The sequence below is a fragment of the Thalassobacter sp. genome, assembly GCF_982993085.1.
The window spans coordinates 1-19,082 of the sequence record NZ_CEZFMW010000066.1; the positions used below are offsets into that span (position 1 = coordinate 1).

20 protein-coding genes and 1 tRNA gene are annotated in these 19,082 nt (G+C 60.5%); 13 read left to right on the forward strand and 8 right to left on the reverse strand.

The annotated features are described in order from the left end of the window. A partial coding sequence (locus AC4GMC_RS11230) for a protein-disulfide reductase DsbD domain-containing protein (RefSeq protein WP_490391453.1) occupies positions 1-1,007 on the forward strand: 1,007 nt, incomplete at its 5' end. Here AC4GMC_RS11230 and AC4GMC_RS11235 read toward each other — a convergent pair. The 5 genes from AC4GMC_RS11235 to AC4GMC_RS11255 all read right to left on the reverse strand — a co-directional run bounded on the left by AC4GMC_RS11235 (position 1,004) and on the right by AC4GMC_RS11255 (position 7,914). Then, the gene (locus tag AC4GMC_RS11235) at positions 1,004-4,372 is read right to left on the reverse strand and encodes an efflux RND transporter permease subunit (RefSeq protein ID WP_487879228.1); all 3,369 of its coding nucleotides are present in this window, start codon (positions 4,370-4,372) and stop codon (positions 1,004-1,006) included. The two genes, AC4GMC_RS11230 and AC4GMC_RS11235, sit on opposite strands and share 4 nt — an antisense overlap. 3 nt (positions 4,373-4,375) lie before the next feature. Further along, complete coding sequence (locus tag AC4GMC_RS11240) at positions 4,376-5,833, reverse strand: efflux RND transporter periplasmic adaptor subunit (RefSeq protein WP_487878245.1); 1,458 nt, start codon at positions 5,831-5,833, stop codon at positions 4,376-4,378. Between the two features lie 98 nt (positions 5,834-5,931). Next, positions 5,932-6,474 (reverse strand): molybdenum cofactor biosynthesis protein B, encoded by a 543-nt coding sequence (moaB, locus tag AC4GMC_RS11245; RefSeq protein ID WP_487878246.1) that lies wholly within the window; start codon positions 6,472-6,474, stop codon positions 5,932-5,934. Next, positions 6,471-7,094 carry a LysE family translocator gene (locus AC4GMC_RS11250; protein WP_487879227.1) on the reverse strand — a complete coding sequence of 208 codons (624 nt, stop codon included), beginning with the start codon at positions 7,092-7,094 and terminating at the stop codon, positions 6,471-6,473. Before AC4GMC_RS11250 ends, moaB begins: the two co-directional genes overlap by 4 nt. Positions 7,095-7,116: 22 nt before the next feature. Beyond that, positions 7,117-7,914 (reverse strand): uracil-DNA glycosylase, encoded by a 798-nt coding sequence (locus tag AC4GMC_RS11255; protein WP_487879226.1) that lies wholly within the window; start codon positions 7,912-7,914, stop codon positions 7,117-7,119. Positions 7,915-8,012: 98 nt separating this feature from the next. On the opposite strand from AC4GMC_RS11255, the gene AC4GMC_RS11260 reads away from it, so the two are divergent. The 6 genes from AC4GMC_RS11260 to AC4GMC_RS11285 are packed head-to-tail and all read left to right on the forward strand — an operon-like array spanning position 8,013 to position 12,275. Next, the gene (locus tag AC4GMC_RS11260) at positions 8,013-8,966 is read left to right on the forward strand and encodes an aspartate carbamoyltransferase catalytic subunit (protein WP_487879230.1); all 954 of its coding nucleotides are present in this window, start codon (positions 8,013-8,015) and stop codon (positions 8,964-8,966) included. An 18-nt stretch (positions 8,967-8,984) separates the two neighbouring features. Next, the gene (locus tag AC4GMC_RS11265) at positions 8,985-9,527 is read left to right on the forward strand and encodes a hypothetical protein (RefSeq protein WP_487879225.1); all 543 of its coding nucleotides are present in this window, start codon (positions 8,985-8,987) and stop codon (positions 9,525-9,527) included. Beyond that, positions 9,524-9,967: a hypothetical protein gene (locus AC4GMC_RS11270; RefSeq protein ID WP_487879224.1), complete on the forward strand. Its 444-nt coding sequence runs from the start codon at positions 9,524-9,526 to the stop codon at positions 9,965-9,967. Before AC4GMC_RS11265 ends, AC4GMC_RS11270 begins: the two co-directional genes overlap by 4 nt. After that, the gene (gene pyrC, locus AC4GMC_RS11275; RefSeq protein WP_487878568.1) at positions 9,964-11,226 is read left to right on the forward strand and encodes a dihydroorotase; all 1,263 of its coding nucleotides are present in this window, start codon (positions 9,964-9,966) and stop codon (positions 11,224-11,226) included. The genes AC4GMC_RS11270 and pyrC overlap by 4 nt, the downstream gene beginning before the upstream one ends. Continuing rightward, complete coding sequence (gene plsY, locus AC4GMC_RS11280) at positions 11,219-11,827, forward strand: glycerol-3-phosphate 1-O-acyltransferase PlsY (RefSeq protein WP_487878569.1); 609 nt, start codon at positions 11,219-11,221, stop codon at positions 11,825-11,827. Before pyrC ends, plsY begins: the two co-directional genes overlap by 8 nt. 4 nt (positions 11,828-11,831) lie before the next feature. Then, positions 11,832-12,275 carry a DUF805 domain-containing protein gene (locus AC4GMC_RS11285; RefSeq protein WP_487878567.1) on the forward strand — a complete coding sequence of 148 codons (444 nt, stop codon included), beginning with the start codon at positions 11,832-11,834 and terminating at the stop codon, positions 12,273-12,275. Here AC4GMC_RS11285 and AC4GMC_RS11290 read toward each other — a convergent pair. Continuing rightward, positions 12,272-13,084, reverse strand: coding sequence for an LOG family protein (locus AC4GMC_RS11290; protein ID WP_487878566.1), 813 nt, complete (start codon positions 13,082-13,084; stop codon positions 12,272-12,274). The two genes, AC4GMC_RS11285 and AC4GMC_RS11290, sit on opposite strands and share 4 nt — an antisense overlap. A gap of 275 nt (positions 13,085-13,359) precedes the next feature. On the opposite strand from AC4GMC_RS11290, the gene dapD reads away from it, so the two are divergent. The 3 genes from dapD (at position 13,360) to AC4GMC_RS11305 (ending at position 15,401) form a co-directional block, all read left to right on the forward strand. After that, a complete protein-coding gene (dapD, locus tag AC4GMC_RS11295) occupies positions 13,360-14,187 on the forward strand; it encodes a 2,3,4,5-tetrahydropyridine-2,6-dicarboxylate N-succinyltransferase (protein ID WP_487878705.1) in 828 nt (275 codons plus the stop codon). Positions 14,188-14,276: 89 nt separating this feature from the next. Continuing rightward, a complete protein-coding gene (locus tag AC4GMC_RS11300) occupies positions 14,277-15,011 on the forward strand; it encodes a MipA/OmpV family protein (RefSeq protein WP_487878704.1) in 735 nt (244 codons plus the stop codon). Positions 15,012-15,056: 45 nt separating this feature from the next. After that, positions 15,057-15,401 (forward strand): DUF8846 family protein, encoded by a 345-nt coding sequence (locus tag AC4GMC_RS11305; RefSeq protein WP_269080571.1) that lies wholly within the window; start codon positions 15,057-15,059, stop codon positions 15,399-15,401. Positions 15,402-15,406: 5 nt separating this feature from the next. Here AC4GMC_RS11305 and AC4GMC_RS11310 read toward each other — a convergent pair whose 3' ends face one another. Further along, positions 15,407-16,270 carry an N-formylglutamate amidohydrolase gene (locus AC4GMC_RS11310; RefSeq protein ID WP_487879233.1) on the reverse strand — a complete coding sequence of 288 codons (864 nt, stop codon included), beginning with the start codon at positions 16,268-16,270 and terminating at the stop codon, positions 15,407-15,409. Between the two features lie 124 nt (positions 16,271-16,394). Here AC4GMC_RS11310 and AC4GMC_RS11315 point away from each other — a divergent pair. Both AC4GMC_RS11315 and ykgO read left to right on the forward strand, forming a co-directional pair. After that, positions 16,395-16,469, forward strand: a tRNA-Val gene (locus AC4GMC_RS11315). 59 nt (positions 16,470-16,528) lie between these two features. Beyond that, a complete protein-coding gene (gene ykgO, locus AC4GMC_RS11320) occupies positions 16,529-16,654 on the forward strand; it encodes a type B 50S ribosomal protein L36 (protein WP_050529488.1) in 126 nt (41 codons plus the stop codon). A gap of 149 nt (positions 16,655-16,803) precedes the next feature. Here ykgO and AC4GMC_RS11325 read toward each other — a convergent pair whose 3' ends face one another. Further along, positions 16,804-17,457 carry a peroxiredoxin gene (locus tag AC4GMC_RS11325; protein WP_487878744.1) on the reverse strand — a complete coding sequence of 218 codons (654 nt, stop codon included), beginning with the start codon at positions 17,455-17,457 and terminating at the stop codon, positions 16,804-16,806. A 114-nt stretch (positions 17,458-17,571) separates the two neighbouring features. Here AC4GMC_RS11325 and AC4GMC_RS11330 point away from each other — a divergent pair, with 114 nt between their 5' ends. Continuing rightward, positions 17,572-19,005, forward strand: coding sequence for an aldehyde dehydrogenase family protein (locus AC4GMC_RS11330; protein ID WP_487878743.1), 1,434 nt, complete (start codon positions 17,572-17,574; stop codon positions 19,003-19,005). Positions 19,006-19,082 lie beyond the last annotated feature (77 nt).

The window sequence follows — 19,082 nt, forward strand, 5'->3', positions numbered from 1 at the left end:
GAATTGCGGGTCGGTTGTTCCGGGCATCGCAATCAGCAATTTACCCGCGAGATATTCAGCCTCTGTGTCATCCATTTCTTACACATTGTGTGTCTATTTTGGCTTTCATGCAAGGTCTGATAGCGGATTGTGATGACACAACCGTGACGGATCGTGTGGGTTTTGACCTTTGCGGTGGGGTTTTTCAGGCTTATGCCTTGGCTATGGTTCGTTTCGTTTTCCTCTGCTTTTTGTGCCTTGCTTCGCCCACATCGGCTCAGGTCTTGCTGACCAGCCTTGATGACGTCGTTCAGATTGAAGTGCGCGAAGGATGGCGCGATTCTGACGGACGCCATTTTGCAGGCCTAGAGGTGCGATTGGCGGACGGATGGAAAACGTATTGGCGCAGCCCGGGTGCCAGCGGAATTGCCCCGCGTGTGCAATGGAACGGCTCGGGCAATATATCCGGTGCAGTGATCCATTGGCCGACACCGACGCCTTTTCTTACAGCGGGTTATCCTTCGCTGGGCTACACAAAGGATTTTGTACTTCCTATCGAATTGGCACCGATTGATCCCGCCGCGCCCATCACGCTTGAGGCCCAGATTGAGATCGGAGTCTGTCTGGATATTTGCTTGCCCGCCAAGGTGACTGTCCGCGCAGAATTGCCGCCTATGGGTCAACCGGATGGGGGCATCGTGGCCGCGCTGCGCGACCGGCCAAGTGCGGGTCGCGGGCAAGTGCGATGCTCGATCCGGCCTTCGAATAATGGCGTCATGCTGAGCGCGGATATCCCTCAGGTGCGCGCACTTGGCGGGGTTGAGGCGGTGGCTGTTGAAATTTTACACGCGCATGACCGCATTTGGATCGCGGACACATCCCTATCCCGAGAGGGCCGCGTTTTGCGCACTCAGACCGAGTTTATGCGCCCAGACGATGTTCCGGTGAGCCTTGATCGTAGCGGTCTGCGGTTCACCGTGGTTGGCCCCAAAGGTGCGGTTGAATACTTTGGCTGCAAGGGCCGCTAGGCCACGCTGCGCCGCCAAAGGGTTACCCCACCGATGATGTAGCCCATGATGCAGATCATGAATGATCCGGCGCCGAACAGCCCAAGTGTTGCTGTTAGTGTGGGCGGGGTTGGCAACAGCGGCGCAAGCAGCCCCGGCAGGCTGCCGCTGATCAAAACAGCACCCAACGTCGCCGCGGCCCATGCGGCCAATATGATGCCGACGCCGACCGACATAAGCCCGAAGTCTCGCCCGCGCGAGGCCACCGGCAGGCGCAGGCTGCGCCGCAGGGATACCATTTGCCGCTGAACGTCGTGCCCAATGCTCAGCAGAGCGGGGACCAAAAGCAAAACCAGCACCATGCCAAAGCCCAGACCATAGCAAAGCGTGATTACCGTAGGCCTTAGAAATTGCGCCTGTGATGAGCTTTCATAGAGCAGAGGTGCAAGGCCAAGCACCGTCGTCATCGTGGTCAAAAACACAGGCCGCAGCCGATCACAGGTTGCGTCGATGATGGCCGGTACCAAGGCGCGGTCTTGTTCATACTCATCTACAGTGGTGATCAAGACGATGGAATCGTTGATGATAATACCCACCATGCCGATCAGCCCGACAACCGTGAACATCGACAGTGGGACATCCCATTGGGCGTGGCCATATATCGTTCCAATCAACCCAAACGGGATGATCGCCATGATCACAGCAGGCCGTGTCCAACTGGCAAAGATCCAACTGAGTACAAGATAAATACCGGTCAGGCAAAGGATTAGGCCCAGCAAAGCGTCGCCAAGAAAGTCGCTTTCTTGCTCGGCTAAGCCGCCAATTTGGGCCGCAACCTGCTGTTCAGCTTCAATCTGGGGTACAATGACATCACGCAGACGTTCCATGATCTCGGTGGCGCGCTGGGGGTCGTCTTCGGACAAATCGCCGGATACGGTTACGACCCGCAAACCATTTTTGCGCAAGATCGTGCGAAAACCTGACCGAACTTCGGTGCGGACGATATCTGCCAGCGGGACAAAGCCACCAGTGGGTGCGGGCATCAGCGTACGATCAAGAAAATCAGCGGTTAGCTCGCCCTCGGGTAACTCGACACGGATCGCACCTGTGCGCGGCCCAACGGGGAATGTTGCGGCCTCAATCCCGGAAAACCGATTGCGCAGGGTGCGGCCAAGCGCGTCTATGTCAAAGCCAAGCGCCTCCCCTTGGGGGGTGAGCTGTAGGATCACCTCATCTTTGTCGTAAGGAAGGGTGTCTTGCAGTCCTGATATCTCTGGGAAGGGGCTTAGCGCAGTCTTGAGCGCCTCTGCCGCCGCCTTCAGCGTTTCGCTATTGGCGCCGTAAAACTGGACCGAAATAGAGTCTCCGCCCGGTCCCGATCGCCATCCGCGAAAGCTAACCTCCTCGGTCAATGGCGTTTGCTGTACCTCATCGCGCAGGGCGGCCACAAACTCAAAACTTGAATATGGGCGCAGGTCTGGGTCGATTAGTTCAATCGAAATAGAGCCCAGCAATTCAGGCCCTTTGGTATCCGCGCTGTCCAGTGCGCGGCCTGCATTGCCCCCGACCTCTGACAACACATAGGCCAGCGGGTTGGTGCCGTATTCTTCGGCATATGTCGCGCCAACTGCCTGCGCCGCACGCTGCATTTCGCGCATCATTTCGATGCTGTCAGTGCGCGTCGCGCCCTCTAGCATGGCGAAATTCCCGGTGACGGAACTGCGCTCAGGCGCGTTAAAGAACCGCCATGTGACGTCGCCCTTGATGAACACCGCCGCCTGTGTAGCCAGCAGCAGTACCATCACGGCAACCACAGGGTATCTAGCCAATATGACCCAGCCCATAAGGGGGCGGAACAGGTGTTCGCGGATGTGGCGAAAGCCTCGGTTTACCTGCCGCGAGGGCCAATCATACCAGTGCTCTTTGGCGGAGTGGGCCAATGCGTGGGCCATGTGGTTGGGCAGGATTAAAAAACACTCGATCAGGCTGGCGATCAGAACCACGATCACGGTGAATGGAATGTCTGCGATTAATGTACCAAACCGCCCGCCAATCGCCACAAGGCCAAAAAACGCGATGATCGTTGTGATGGTGGCTGATAGCACCGGAAGCGACATGCGCTTGGCCGCGTTTTCGGCGGCGGTCACGGGGTCTTCGCCCAAGCGGCGCACGCGAAAATCGGCGTGTTCACCCACGACGATGGCGTCATCCACCACGATGCCCAACGTGATGATCAATGCAAAGAGGGAGATCATGTTGATCGTGATCCCAGCCAAATACATGAAGGCAAGGGCTGCCATCATTGCGGTGGGAATACCTGCAGCGACCCAGAACGCAGTACGGGCGTTCAAGAACAGGAACAGGATCAAAACGACCAATCCAAGCCCCATCAAGCCGTTGTCCAACAGGATGCCAATGCGGCCCGTTATGGCCTCGGCCCGGGTGCGGATCAGCTCAATCTGGACGCCCTCGGGCAGGGTCAGTTCCATTTCAGACGCTATGTCGGCCACTGCGCGCTGAATGGCGATGGCGTCGCCCTGTGCCGATCGATCAACGCGGATCGAGATCGCAGAATTGTCGCCCACAAAATAGGCGCGCTCACGGTCGACGCCATCTTGGCGGATCGTGGCCACGTCCCCGATGGTGAGGGACGCGCCCGATGCTTCGCGGCGCAGAACGATGTTGGCCACCGCAGCAGGGTCCCGCTTTTCGACGCCGGTGCGCACGCGCGTGTTGGCGCCGGTCACCTCACCCGCAGGGTCAGCATCGGCCTCGGCACGGATGGCCTCGGCTATTTGGGCAAGGGTTACGTCATGCCGGATTAGCGCGACGGTCGGCACCTCAACCACGATTTCGGGTGCCGCGATCCCGCGGATGGTGGTGCGCGTGACCCCAGCGGCGAATAGGCGCGTGACGTATTCATCGGTAAATCGCGCCAACTGGTCCACGCCCACGGGGCCGGTGATCACCACATCGGTCACCCGGTCGCGCCAATTGCCCCTGCGCACGGTCGGCTCATCAATGCCGTCAGGCAGGCCAGTCACGGCATCTACGGCGGATTGCACGTCATCGGCGGCGCGCGACATGTCCCAACCCGGCTCAAAGTCCAAGCGGACGGCGGCGCTCCCCTCACGAGAGGTGACCTCCGTTTCGGCCACGCCTTCAACGGCCAGTAATGTAGGTTCCAACACTTGGGCCACACCGGCGTCCACGTCCTCGGCGCCTGCGCCGTCCCACGTGACATTGACGCGGACGTTTTCCACCACAACGTCCGGGAAAAACTGTGCCCGCATGTTGGGCAGCGCGGCAAGGCCCGCCACCACAAGGCAAATTAGCAGCAGGTTTGCCGCTGTCCGATGCCTAGTGAAGTAGCTGATGAGCGACACGGGCTAGCTCCCCATGCGGGATTCGATCCGCGCGACCATGGCTGCGGGCACTTTGTCTTGTGACAACCGCGCAAGCATCCGACGTTTGGCTTCGTCCGAAAGGCGGCCATCAGCCTCAATGTAGGCGACAATAGCGGCGCGGCGTTCCACGGTCAGCTCCACCAGATCATCTGTTTCGGGGGTGCTATCGGCCTGTGGGCCAAGGGGGCGGACCTTGATGCCTGCACCCAAAAGCGGTGTGCGTTCCGCCACGACTTGCTGACCCTCTAGCCCGGGCGCGCGGATCAGAATGTCATCACCTTGTCGCCGCATTAGCGTCACGGAAACCTCTTCTAGCCGGTCATCTGCGCCCAGTATCAGTACCCTGTTTTGCGCGCTTAGGGCAGTGGCGGGCAGGCGGATCACATCATCAAGCTGTGGCTCTTGGATACGGACCTCAACCAGATCGCCGGGGCGCAAACTGCCGGGCGCGTCCAGCGTGGCAAAGACAAGCCGCCCAGTCTGGCCATCGCCCACGGCGGGGGCTTCACGCGTCAGGGTGGCGCGAGCCGTGATGTCCATGCCCAGCACATCCAACACGACCTGTGCAGGCGCGCGGCGCAGTTGGCCATCCGCATCCACAAGCCGCGAATGCTGTGCGGTGGACACGCGGATAGCGGCCTCTAGCTCGGTCGGATCAATAACTTCGGCAATCTTTTCATTGGCACCAACGCGGCCGCCTTGGGCCACGGTGACAGCGCTGAGCGTGCCGTCAAATTCAGCGAAAATTTCCGTCTGGGCACGCTCACGTTGCGCCTCCCGCAGGGCGATGCGGCGGCGTTCCATGTTTGTGGCGGTTTGATCGACGCGGGCTTCTGCGCTGGCAAGTGCTTGTCTGCGGGTCAGAACCACTTGTTCGGCGGACGATAGGGCAAGGGCCGCAGTTTCAACGGCGGCATCGGTGCCGACGCCGCGCTCTAACAGGCTTTTCTGTCGGGTTAGGGCAGCGTCACGCAGGTCCGCCTGCGCGCGTGCAGCGTCCACTTCGGCACGGGCTAGAACCAACAGCCGCGCGGCGTCGCGGGCATCTGCCTCTGCCTCGCTCAGGTCATTGCGCGCCGAGGCGAGGGCGGCGTCCATCTCAGCTGGATCAAGCCGGAGCAACAGCTGGCCTGCACGCACGCGCCCGCCTTCCTCGAACCCATCGGCGAGTTCAACAATGGTGCCCGAACTTGGGGTGCGCAATTCCAACACACGGGCGGCTTGGATTTCGGCGAACACGCGCAGTTCGGGGCGCGTATCGCGGGCCTGCGCCTCAATTACGTTGACGGCAAACACACGCTCACGGGCCGGGCGGGCCCGGTCTTCTTGGGCCCATCGGGCCTCAAGTGCGGTGTAAATGCTGTTGCCTGCCAGCCCCAATAACCCAAACGTCAGGGCCAATAAAAAGAGCGCGGTCAGGCTGCGACCTAGAAATCTCATGTCGTGGCGGCTCCGGTGTGTCCCTGTGGATATAGGCTGTTATGGGAATATTCCCAAACGCATCCACCTCTTATACGACACTCACACGGGGCATTGGCCTATTTCCGTCGCAAATGTTCATCTAAACGGGGCATGATCTCGATAAAGTTACAGGGGCGGTGCCGGTAATCCAGCTGTAGCGATAGGATTTCGTCCCAGCCGTCCTTGCATGCGCCGGGCGATCCGGGCAGGGCGAACAAATAGGTGCCCCCCGCAACGCCCCCGCAGGCACGCGATTGGATGGCTGAGGTGCCGATCTTTTTGAATGAGATCATCGTGAACACGGTCCCAAACGCATCAATCTCTTTTTCATAGACGTCGCGGTGCGCCTCAACGGTGACATCGCGGCCCGTTAGCCCGGTCCCACCCGTTGAGATCACGATATCCACCTGCGGATCGGCGCACCATGCGCGCAGTTGATCGGCGATCTCAGTGCGTTCGTCGCGGATGATCTTGCGATCGGCTAGTATATGGCCAGCGGCCTCAATGCGCCCCACTAGCACATCACCCGACCGATCCTCGCTCAGTTCGCGGGTGTCTGAGACGGTAAGCACGGCAATCCGAACGGGGATGAAGTCGAGGGTTTCGTCAATACGGCTCATGCTTTTACTCCTGTTAGGGCGACGCGGGCGGCCAATGCACCAAAGACGCTGGCTGTGATCCACCGCAATGTGCGTTCCGCACGGGGGCTGCGGGCCAACCATGGGCCTAGCTGCCCTGCAAATGCGCCTGCCGTGGATTTAACCGCAAATCCCATCACTGCGATGGTCGCCCCATAAATAACAAACTGCGCGAAAATCGGGCGCGTGGGGTCTACGAACTGGGGAATGAACGCGAGGATGAAGAAGATCACCGACGGGTTCGAGAGGTTTACAATCAGCCCGTCACGAAACGCGCGGGAGGGGCGAATCTGGGCCTTGCTTTCACCGGTCAGCGGCGTGGTCAGCGTTTTCCATGCAAGATACGCCAGATAGGCCACGCCGACCCAACGCACGACGCCAAACACCCATGGCGCGCGCTCCACCACATAGCCCAACCCCGCGCCTGCGAGTGTCGCATTGATCAATGCGCCTGCGGAAATACCGGCGGCTGCGGCCACTGCGAACCGAGTGCCCCCGCGCAGGCCTTGGGCCATTGCGAACATCATGTCGGGGCCCGGCGTTACCACAAGGGCCAATACAGCAGGCAAAAACGCAAGATAGAGCAACAGGTCAATGGGCATGGGTGGGGGCGCTATCCAGAACCTATGAAAGAAGACGCGCCTGTAGCGTCAAAAGATCCGCCCAAGCATCACGTTTGGCGGCAGGTGTGCGCAACAGGAAATCAGGGTGAAACATCGGCAAGGTCGGCTTGCCAAAGCTTTCGGTCCATGTGCCGCGCAACCGTGTGATCCCCGCCTTGCCAAGGGCGGTGCGGCAGGCGTGATTGCCCATCAGTACGATAAAATCCGGGTTCGCTAACTCTACATGCCGGGTCAGAAACGGCAACATCATGGCGACTTCTTCCGGCTTTGGGTCGCGGTCATGGGGCGGACGCCACGGCAGAACGTTGGTCAGATACAGGGCAGAGTGTGGCTCTGTGTGGTCGCGCGCCATGCCGATGGCGGCGAACATCTTATCAAACAGGTGGCCGACCTGTCCGACAAAGGGCTTGCCCTGCTGGTCCTCATCGCGGGCAGGGGCTTCACCGATGATCATGACGCGGGCATCCGGGCGGCCATCGCTGAACACAAGGTTGCGGGCGCCCTGGTGCAAATCGCAATGGGTATAGCCCGCCATCGCGGCCTTTAACCCAGCCAAATCCGTGGCACCTGCGGCGGCCTCTTTGGCGGCGGCGACGGTGTCGACCTCGGGGGGCAGTTGTGGCGGGGCGGCCCGGCCGTTCGGTTTTGCGGGGGCGGCGGGCTTGGGAGCCTTGGCTGCCAGCGCGTAGCGATCCACGGGGTCGACCAGTATGGCATCGCTCACGCCCATCTCGACCTGCCATTCCAGCAGGGCAAGGGCCGTCGCGCTATCCATCTGATCAAGAGAATCCATTTGCATAGAGTAGTGCGCCCGCTCCGGCGTGGAAAGGGGCCGCAGTGCTTGCACGTGCCGCCCCTGCGGGTCTATACCGCCTCAACCTGAACAAGGCGGTCGAGATGTTCACACAGAAGCACCTCTTGGGCATTGAGCCCCTCCATCCTACTGAAATCACAACGCTGTTGGACCTGTCCGATCGGTACGCCGATATGGGCCGTGGCGCGGTCAAACACAGCGATGCGTTGGCGGGCCTGACCCAGATCAACATGTTCTTTGAAAATTCGACCCGCACGCAGGCCAGTTTTGAGCTGGCGGGCAAGCGGCTGGGCGCGGATGTCATGAACATGGCGATGCAGGCCAGCAGTATCAAAAAGGGCGAAACCCTGATTGATACGGCCCTTACGCTGAACGCGATGCACCCAGATTTGCTGGTCGTGCGGCATCCGCATTCTGGCGCGGTGGACTTGCTGGCGCAAAAAGTGAATTGCGCGGTTCTCAATGCGGGCGACGGGCGACACGAACATCCGACGCAGGCGTTGCTTGATGCGCTGACAATTCGCCGGGCCAAGGGGCGGTTGCACCGTCTGACGATCGCCATCTGTGGCGACATCGCGCACAGTCGCGTGGCGCGCTCGAACCTCATTTTGCTGGGCAAAATGGAAAACCGCGTGCGCCTTGTGGGGCCACCGACCTTGATGCCCTCGGGCGTGTCCGAGTTCGGGGTCGAGGTCTATGATGACATGCGCGAAGGCCTTGCAGACGCCGATGTTGTGATGATGCTCCGCCTTCAGCGTGAGCGTATGGATGGCGGTTTTATCCCGTCGGAACGCGAATATTACCACCGCTACGGGCTAGATGCGGAAAAGCTGAGCCATGCAAAAGACGACGCCATCGTGATGCACCCCGGTCCGATGAACCGCGGGGTCGAGATCGACGGCACTCTGGCCGATGACATCAACCGCTCCGTGATCCAAGAGCAGGTGGAAATGGGCGTGGCTGTGCGTATGGCGGCGATGGACTTGTTGGCGCGCAATCTGCGCGAAGCCCGGGCCTCTACGGGTGTTATGGTCTAGGAAACGGGGCGCGCGGACATGAACCTCATTATTCCGGCTCACGACACGCGCATCCATCTTTTTGCCGTCAGCGATACGGACACTGGGCCGGAACGCCAGACCTTCCTCAGCCGGCTTGAGGATCCAACTGCCGTTGATACGACACTGCCGATGTTGTTTGACCACCCCGCGTTGGATCCAACCGGGGCCGAGGTGTTCGCCGTGGCCGATATCGCGGGGATGGGACTGCGCAACTATCTGCAAGAGGCGTATGACATCGCGCCCGAGGTGCTTGCGCAATCCAAGGCGCGGCTGGATGGCTTGGGCGGCGATGTGATCATTCTGACGCCCCGCGCGCTGGGCCGGGCCGAGGTGACGCTGCATATGCCCGCCCACATCCGCCACATTGCCAGTCTCGCCTCTATTCCGCCGGATAATGCCCTGCGTGAAATGCCCGAGGTGGATTTGACACCCGCCGCCCCCAAAACGCCGCCTACACCCCCGCGCCGCACGCCGCAGCCGTGGGTGATTATTGTGGTCGCCCTCGTGCTTTTGCTCATTTGGTTGGGACAAGGCGGATGACCCGCGATGTGCCGCGCCTGCCCTTGCCCGATGAGCGCGCCGTGATGTGGCTGCAAGAGGACCGAGAGGTGCGCTTGCTCAGCGAGTTGCTTCTTGCGGTGCTGTGTATTCCCGCGGGCATGGCGTTTGTCGCGCTGTTGCGAGGCGGGGCTTATGACCCGGATGGCATCACGCTGCTGACCACCGCACTGGGCCTTGCGCCGCTTGTGGCTGTCGCCAGCCTGCGGCGCCCATCCGATTATTTGCTGACGACCCACCGCATCGCCGAGGTCCAGCAGGGGCGGCTTTTGTGGTCCCTGCGGTATGAACAGATCACCCGTATTCGCCGCATCGGCGCGACGCTACACTTGCGTGGCCGGGGCAAGACCACGTATGCGATCCAAAACCTCCGCCATGCCATATGGCTAGAGCAACACTTGTGGGAGCGAGCCGCCAGATGAGCCTGCGCTTTGAAAACGTCCGCCTGATTGATCCTGAACAGGGAACCGAAACCCTTGGTACGCTGCGCATTGAGGGCGGTGTCATTACCGCCGATGGACCCGCGGATCGGGTAATTGATGGGGGTGGCAAATGCCTCGCCCCCGGGATCGTGGACATGGGCGTCAAGGTCGGTGAACCTGGCGAACGCCACAAAGAAAGCTTTCGCACGGCGGGTGCGGCAGCGGCAGCGGGTGGGGTTACGACGATCGTGTGTCGCCCCGATACAGACCCGGCCGTTGATACCCCCGAAACGCTGGAATACGCGCTGCGCCGTGGGCGGGACATGGCGCGGGTCAATGTCCACCAGATGGCCGCACTGACCAAAGGCCGCGAAGGCCGTGAAATGGTCGAGATCGGCTTTTTGCAGGACGCAGGTGCGCTGGCCTTTACCGATTGCGACGCCGTCGTGACCAACACTAAAGTTCTGTCGCGCGCCATGACCTACGCCCGTGGTCTTGGCGCGCTGGTTATTGCCCACCCCCAAGAACCCGGTCTTTCGGCCGGGTCCTCGGTCACTTCGGGCAAGTTCGCGACGCTGCGTGGCTTGCCGGGGGTTTCCCCATTGGCCGAGCGGATCGGATTGGAACGCGACCTTGCGTTGGTAGAGATGACAGGCGTGCGCTATCATGCCGATCAGATCACAACAGCCCATGCGCTGCCCGCGCTGGCACGGGCCAAGGCGGCGGGGCTAGACGTGACAGCGGGCACCTCGATCCACCACCTTACGCTGAACGCGCTCGACGTGGATGATTATCGCACGTTCTTCAAAATTAAACCTCCCCTGCGCGCCGAAGAAGACCGCATCGCTATCGCTGAGGCTGTGGCATCCGGTGCGATTGATATCATCAGTTCGATGCACACCCCGCAGGACGAAGAAAGCAAACGTCTCCCCTTTGAGGAGGCCGCTTCAGGGGCCGTCGCGCTCGAAACACTGCTGCCTGCCGCGATGCGGTTGGTGCACGCAGGGCACATGGATCTCGCGACGCTGTGGCGGGCGCTGTCGCTGAACCCGGCCAAACGCTTGGGCCTGTCTGGGGGGCGGTTGGCCGAGGGTGCGCCTGCGGATCTGGTGCTATTTGACCCCGATGCGCCCTTTGTGATGGACCGCACGCGCCTACGCTCAAAATCCAAAAACACCCCCTACGATGGTCACCGGATGGAGGGTCGCGTCCTAGCCACCTATGTCGCCGGGGCCGAGGTTTTTAACCATGTTGCCTGAGGTTGCCACGGCCCTGCCTTTGCTGGGGCTGACGGCGATTGCAGCCTATCTTCTGGGTTCGGTGCCGTTTGGCATCGTGATGGCACGGATGTTTGGCTTGGGTGATTTGCGGCAGGTCGGCTCGGGCAACATCGGGGCCACAAACGTCCTGCGCACCGGCAATAAGCTGGCGGCTTTTCTGACGCTTTTGGGGGATGCGGGCAAAGGCGGGGCCGCTGTCCTTTTGGCCCGCGCGGCCTTGGGCGAAGATGCGGCGCAACTGGCGGGTTTCGCGGCCTTCCTCGGGCACTGCTTTCCCGTCTTTCTGCGGTTCAAGGGCGGCAAAGGGGTGGCCACATTCCTTGGCACGCTTCTGGCGCTCAGCTTTCCCATTGGGCTTGCGGCCTGCGCCACTTGGGCGGTGATTGCAGCGGTTTTTCGCATCTCATCGCTCGCAGCATTGGTGGCGGCGGCACTTTCGCCACTTGCCGCGACGCTGCTTGGTACGCCACAGGCCATGGCTCTGTGCGTGGCTCTGGCTTTTCTGATCGGCCTGCGCCACCATGAAAACATTAATCGTCTGCTCAAGGGCAGCGAGCCAAGGATTGGTAAAAAAGGATAGAGCCATGGATTTTGTAACGGCCGTCAAAACCTGTTTGACGAAGTACGTGGATTTTCAGGGCCGCGCGGGGCGGTCTGAATACTGGTGGTTCTTTCTGTTTAACGTTGGCATCGCTCTGATCACAGGCCTGATCAGCGATGGCCTGAATGTCCTCTGGTCGCTTGCGATGCTGCTGCCATCCCTTGCTGCTGCGGTGCGCCGCCTGCACGATCGGGACATGTCCGGATGGTGGGTTTTGCTCATCTTGGTTCCGTTCATCGGCGGACTTGCCCTTCTGATCATTCTCGCGCTCAAAGGCACGGATGGGCCAAATCGTTTCGGTGCGGATCCCATCACAGGAGAGCAAGCGCCCACAATGCGCGACCGCGGCGCGCCGTCCGAGTTCGATAACATCATGGACGATAGCTACCGCAAATCCCGCATCCCGCGTTCAGGCGACGACAGTTAGGGCGTTTCCCAGTTTTCGATTAGATCCATCGCCTCTTCGGCGGTCTCGACGAAACGGAACAGCTTGAGGTCCTCCTCTGAGATCGTCCCCGCCTCCGCGAGTGTTTCCCAGTTGATGATCGACCGCCAGAATGCCTCCCCGAACAGCAGAAACGGCACCGGTTCCATCCGCTGGGTCTGGATCAGGGTCAGGGCCTCAAATGTTTCATCCAGCGTGCCAAAACCGCCCGGAAACACTGTGATCGCGCGTGCGCGCATCAAAAAATGCATCTTGCGTATGGCAAAATAGTGGAAGTTAAAGCTGAGGTCTGGGGTGACGTATTCGTTGGGCGCCTGCTCAAACGGCAGCACGATGTTCAACCCGATGGAGGCACCGCCCGCATCCATCGCGCCACGGTTTCCGGCCTCCATCACGCCGGGGCCACCGCCCGTCGCGATGACGTTTTCCTTGCCGTAGGTCTCCATCGATTTTTCGGTCATGAGCCGTGCGAATGTGCGGGCCTCATCGTAGTATTTCGACAACCCGGCCAGTGTTTCGGTCCGCGCAGGCACGCCGGGGGCAGGGATGCGCGCGCCGCCAAACATCACAATCGTGCTGTCGATCCCGCGTTCATCCATGATCATCTGTGGCTTGAGCAATTCGAGCTGCAACCGCACCGGGCGCAGTTCCTCACGCAGCATAAAGTCCGAATCCGTAAAGGCGAGCCGGTAGGCGGGGGCACGTGTTTGCGGCGTATCGGGTACAGCCTCCGCGGTGTGTCTATCCTGCTCACTATCGCGAAACGGGTGGCGGCGGGTATCATCTTTCATGGCAGATCCTTTCAGAACGCGTCCCTTCACTTGATGGCCAACATCCCAAAGATGCAAGTGGCCACCCGTCATGGTGCCGCATAAGTGTGCAGGTATTAAGGCAAAGCGCCCAAACCCCATTCCTGCAAAACCCCTGCCATCTGGAGCGGTTCGTGCCGCTAAATCGCAGCTTTTGGACGGGCGGGATGACGTAGGGGCCCTCTGGCCGATTGCAGCCTTGCGCCCAGCCCGCTATAGCCCGCGCAACCGAACTGCACCGCTTGAGGGAGCCACCCATGTCCAACGCACAGCTTGAAACCGCCATTGAACTCGCCTGGGAAGGTCGTGATGCCATCACGCCTGACACTACGGGCCAAACCCGCGACGCGATTGAAGAAACGCTCGCCGCGCTCGACAATGGCACCCTGCGGGTGGCCGAACGTCAGGAAAATGGCGACTGGCACGTTAACCAATGGGCCAAGAAAGCGGTGCTTTTGGGCTTCCGCATTAAGGATATGGAACCCCACACCGGTGGCCCCCAAGGCAGCACTTGGTGGGACAAAGTCGATAGCAAATTCCAGGGCTGGGATGCAGATGCATGGAAAACAGCGGGCTTCCGCGCTGTACCAAACTGCATCGTGCGCAAGTCCGCCTATATCGCGCCGGGCGTCGTGCTGATGCCATCGTTCGTGAACCTCGGCGCGTATGTCGACAGCGGCACCATGGTCGACACTTGGGCCACCGTTGGATCCTGCGCCCAGATCGGCAAAAACGTCCACCTCTCGGGCGGCGTCGGCATTGGCGGCGTGCTAGAGCCTATGCAAGCAGGCCCCACGATCATTGAGGATAACTGCTTTATCGGCGCGCGTTCCGAGGTGGTCGAAGGCTGCATCGTGCGCGAAGGCTCGGTGCTGGGCATGGGCGTGTTCATCGGCAAATCCACTAAAATCGTGGACCGTGAAACTGGCGAAGTCACCTACGGCGAAGTGCCCCCCTATTCGGTGGTTGTCGCGGGTTCGATGCCATCGAAAAACGGCGTGAACTTGTATTGCGCGGTCATCGTGAAACGCGTCGATGCACAGACCCGTTCCAAGACCGGCATCAATGAGCTGCTGCGGGACTAAACCCACCGCTATTTGATCACATAGCTGCCCAGAGGTGTGCTCTGGGCAGCATAAGGCTTCCTTAATCTCTGCGTGCTAGAGATTAACCTATGGTTGCCCACTTCATCGCTCGGCTCTTGGCCCTTTGCCTTACTGCGCTCCCCGCGCAGGCGCAGGATGGCCTGTATGTCGGGGCGTTGGTGGGAGCAGGTGCGTCCCCTTACGTGGGTGAGGGCACATCCATTGCCATTCGGCCCATTTTGGGCCTGCGCACTACAACCTTTGACATCGGGACCAATGGCGCCACCGCACATATCGCCCAGGGCGAGCGGGCTGCACTCGATATCTTTCTTAAGCCGCGATTCTTTGCCCTTACGCACAGCGATAGCCCTGAGTTGGCTGGTATAGACCGCGAGGTAACCCTTGATGCGGGCCTCAGCTACGCGTTGGATTTCGCACAAGGTACGCGGCTTAATCTGTCCTTTGCCCATGAAATCACGGGTGAGCATCACGGCCAAGAGGCGGACCTACGCCTCACGCAACGCTTTGTCCTCGGGGCTATTCCACTGGGCCTGTACGCGGGCGCAATGTGGCGGTCACAGGATTTGTCGCGCTACCTATATGGGGTCACTTCGGCAGAGGCGCTGATCGGGCGACCCGCCTTTGACCCTGGCACCACCACGTCGCCCTACATCGGGGTCAACGCCTCCATGCCGGTGTCGCCGCGGGTGCGGGTGTTTGGTGCGCTTCAGGCTGATTTCCTCGATCCCGCAATCACCGACAGCCCCATCGCGACCGAGGATACGAGCCTGTCACTGGGCGTCGGCATTCAATTCTCGTTCTGATCGCGTCTCTTGACATCAACAGGGCTGCGGCCCCATTTGGCGCGCATGACGGATGAAAAACCCAAAAAGCCCAAACGCACGCAGCAGGTCTTCACTCTTTTGGTTGAAGTGGGCCGCAAGGATGGCGACGGCCTGCCTGATGGCTCCACCGGTGCGGCGCTGATGTGCTACGCGGCTGGCGTGGATGAGGATGAGGCCGTGCGCGAAACCGTAGCTCTCCTCAAGCATGCAGACCTCGCGCCGCTTGAAGTGACCGGCTACGGCACTTTGCAGGAACGGCTGGCCGAAGGGCACGACATCTCGGATGAGGAAAAGGACCTGATGGACCGGGCCTTGGCAGAGAATTCTGTCGTCGTCGCCCAAACCACGACGTTTTACCAAGACGCCTAAGGCGGCTATTCGGCGGCGAGGGGGCGGATGCCCATGCCGCCAATCTCAATAATCTCGGCCAAAACACCCTCAAACCGCGCTTTGAACGTGTGAAAATCACCGTTCGGCTGGACCAGTGGCTCATGCATATACAGGCTGCGGTCGATCTCAATTTGCAGAACATGCTGGTTGTACGATGGCCGCCCATAATGCTGCGCGATGAACGCGCCGGCAAAGGGCGCATTGCGCGCAACCCGAAATCCCGCACGACGAAACGCAGCCTCGGCGGCATCGGTGATCCGCCCGTTGCAAGATGCGCCAAACCTGTCGCCCAGTACAATCTCGGGCGGCAAGTGTTGTGTGTGGTGAACAGAATCGATGGCTTCATGCGGCATCGAATGCACATCGATTAGGATTGCGCGGCCAAATTGCGTGCGGCTCTCATCCAGCAGAGTCTGAAGTTGCCGATGATAGGGGCGCCAAATCGTTTCGATTCGCGCCAGCGCCTCACGACGTGAAATTTTGCCCCGATAAATCGCACGCCCGTTGGACACAACGCGCGGGATCACTCCCAATCCGCTGCTGACACGCGGGTTCACCGCGCTGCGCGGTATGTCCTCTATGACAGCAGGGTCCAATTCGTCCTGTGACCGGTTGAGGTCTACATAGGCACGCGGGGCGTCCGCCGTGATAAGTGGCGCACCCAAACTGGGCACCCGATCCAGCAATAAATCAACAAATGCATCCTCTGAGGACCGAATCCCCCGCGAATCCAATACGCTCGCCTCCAGAAATGCGGGCGCATAGGTGCGGCCAGAATGCGGCGAAGCCACCACAACGGCACTGGAGCGCCCCTGCGGGAGGCTTAAATGGTAGGGTTCGGGGGTCATTTGCTCTCCTCTGGTACACTACTATAGACCGGTTTACGCAATTGCCAAAAGTCCCCTTGCGTGCCCCTCGGGGAGCGCTTATAGACCCGTCCACAGCCGCGCCCCTAGGGGTGTGTGTTTCATAGGGTGATTAGCTCAGCGGTAGAGCACTTCGTTGACATCGAAGGGGTCACTGGTTCGATCCCAGTATCGCCCACCATTTGCCCTTTTGGGTACCACTGCTGGCGTCACCGCGCGCCGCGCTTGAGGAGATAGAACATGAAGGTTAAGAACTCGCTTCGTTCGCTCAAGAGCCGCCACCGCGACTGCCGTGTGGTGCGCCGTAAGGGCCGGGTCTACGTTATCAACAAGACCCAGCGTCGTTTCAAAGCCCGCCAAGGTTAATTGGCCGCTTAAGATCGTTCGCGAACCGTTGAAGGCCGTCCCTTGGGGCGGCTTTTTGCGTTTCACCCTCCGGCTATGCGCCACACATTCGCCTACAAAAAAGGCGACCCCACCGGAGCCGCCCTTTCCAATCCGCTCAAAGCCCCCGCTTAGCTGGGGTCTTTGGTTTTCCGCAGGTACGGAAAAATCGTCTCGAACGCGCCGAACTTAGCCTTGGCATCTTCATTCGAGACGGATGGCGGGATGATCACATCCTCACCCGGGACCCAGTTCGCAGGCGTCGCCACACCGTGCTTTAGCCCGGCTTGCAGCCCGTCCAGCGCGCGCAAGATTTCTGCAAAGTTACGCCCCACCGTCATCGGATAGGTCATCGACAGCTTCAGCTGTTTGTCCGGCCCAATCACAAAAACCGAACGCACCGTTGCGCTATCGGCGGGGGTGCGGCCGTCAGGCAGATACGCGTCCTCGGGCAGCATGTCGTACAATTTGGACACGGTCAGGTCTTCATCGGCGATGATAGGAAAACCCGCCTTCGCGCCTGCGTAGCTCTCGATGTCGCCCTTCCACTTGCGGTGGTCCTCAACGCCGTCCACGGAAATCCCGATCACCTTGGTATCACGTTTCGCCCATTCATCGGCCAATTGGGCCACGGCACCGAATTCGGTGGTGCATACGGGGGTGAAATCCTTGGGGTGACTGAACAAGATGGCCCAACTGTCGCCGATCCAGTCGTGAAAATTGATCTCGCCTTCGCTGGTGTCCGCCGTGAAATTCGGCACAACCTGATTGATGCGCAAGCCCATGAGATACTCCTCGTTAAATTTGGCTGTTGTCGTGAAATATAAGCATTCCGTCGTGGCGCAACAGGCCCCCAAGGGTTATCTGCGGCATAACGCGCGCAAACAGGGAGTTTAGCCATGAAACACGCACAACATTTTTTCATCAACGGTGAGTGGGTGGCCCCTAGCACCGATGCCACGATGGACGTCATCGACCCCTCGACCGAGGAAGTCACAGAAACCATCGCTCTGGGTGCGCAGGCCGACACAGACGCAGCCGTTGCCGCCGCCAAGGCTGCCTTCCCCGCATGGGCCGCCACACCGCTGGCCGAGCGGGTCAAGCTGATGGAGCGTGTTCGCGAAATCTACATCGCACGCGCGGATGAAATGGCAGATGCCATCAGCCGTGAAATGGGCGCGCCACAGCAGTTGGCCAAGGTCAATCAGGTTGGTGCAGGCACATGGCACATGGACGGCTTCCTTGAGGCCCTCCCCGAGATCGATTTTGAGGCTCCGCTGGCCTCCTCCCCCAAAGAGCGCACGCTCCTTGAGCCTATTGGTGTTTGCGCGCTGATCACCCCTTGGAACTGGCCGATGAACCAGATTGTGCTCAAGGCGGTGCCAGCCTTGTTGATGGGCAACACTGCGGTGCTCAAGCCCTCTGAGGTTGCGCCACTGTCGGGTCTGCTGTTTGCAGAATTCCTCGAAGAGGCGGGCGTGCCCGCAGGCGTGTTCAACCTCGTGAACGGCGATGGACCGGGCGTGGGCAGCCAGCTGTCGTGCCACCCTGATGTCGACATGGTCAGCTTCACGGGCTCTTCGCGGGCCGGTATCGCGATCTCCAAGGCTGCGGCCGACACCCTGAAACGCGTCAGCCTAGAGCTGGGCGGCAAAGGCGCAAACATCGTGTTTGCAGACGCCGATGCTAACGCGGTCATCGATGGCGTGGCGCGGTGCTTCCGCAACACGGGCCAATCGTGCAACGCACCCACCCGGATGCTGGTCGAAGCAAGCCGCTACGACGAAGCCGTCGCCCAAGCCACAAAGGCCGCCAATGAAACCGAAGTCGGCTTGGCCAGCGATCCGGGCCGCCACATCGGCCCCCTCGTGTCTGAGGCGCAGTTCAACAAAGTGCAGGGTCTGATCGAAACCGGCATCAACGAAGGCGCACGCCTTGTTGCGGGTGGCGCAGGTCGTCCCGATGGCATGAACCGCGGCTACTTTGCGCGGCCCACGGTCTTTGCGGACGTGACGCCCGGCATGGCAATCTACCGCGAAGAAATCTTTGGCCCCGTGCTGTCGATCCTCCCGTTCGAGACCGAGGAACAGGCCATCGCGATCGCCAACGACACGCCCTACGGCCTGACCAACTACATCCAAACCACCGACACCGATAAACGCCGCCGCGTCGCGCGTGCGGTCCGGTCGGGCATGGTGGAAACCAACGGCAAAGGTTTTGGCAAGGGCTCGCCGTTCGGTGGTTACAAACAGTCGGGCAATGGGCGCGAAGCGGGCAAATGGGGCCTGCATGAGTTCGCCGAAGTCAAAGCCGTCTCCGGTTGGGACGATTGATCCAGACATTTTGATTTTTGAAGGGGCGTCGCAGTGCGGCGCCCCTAGTTTTTTGCGCGATCCCGCTGTCGCGCCTC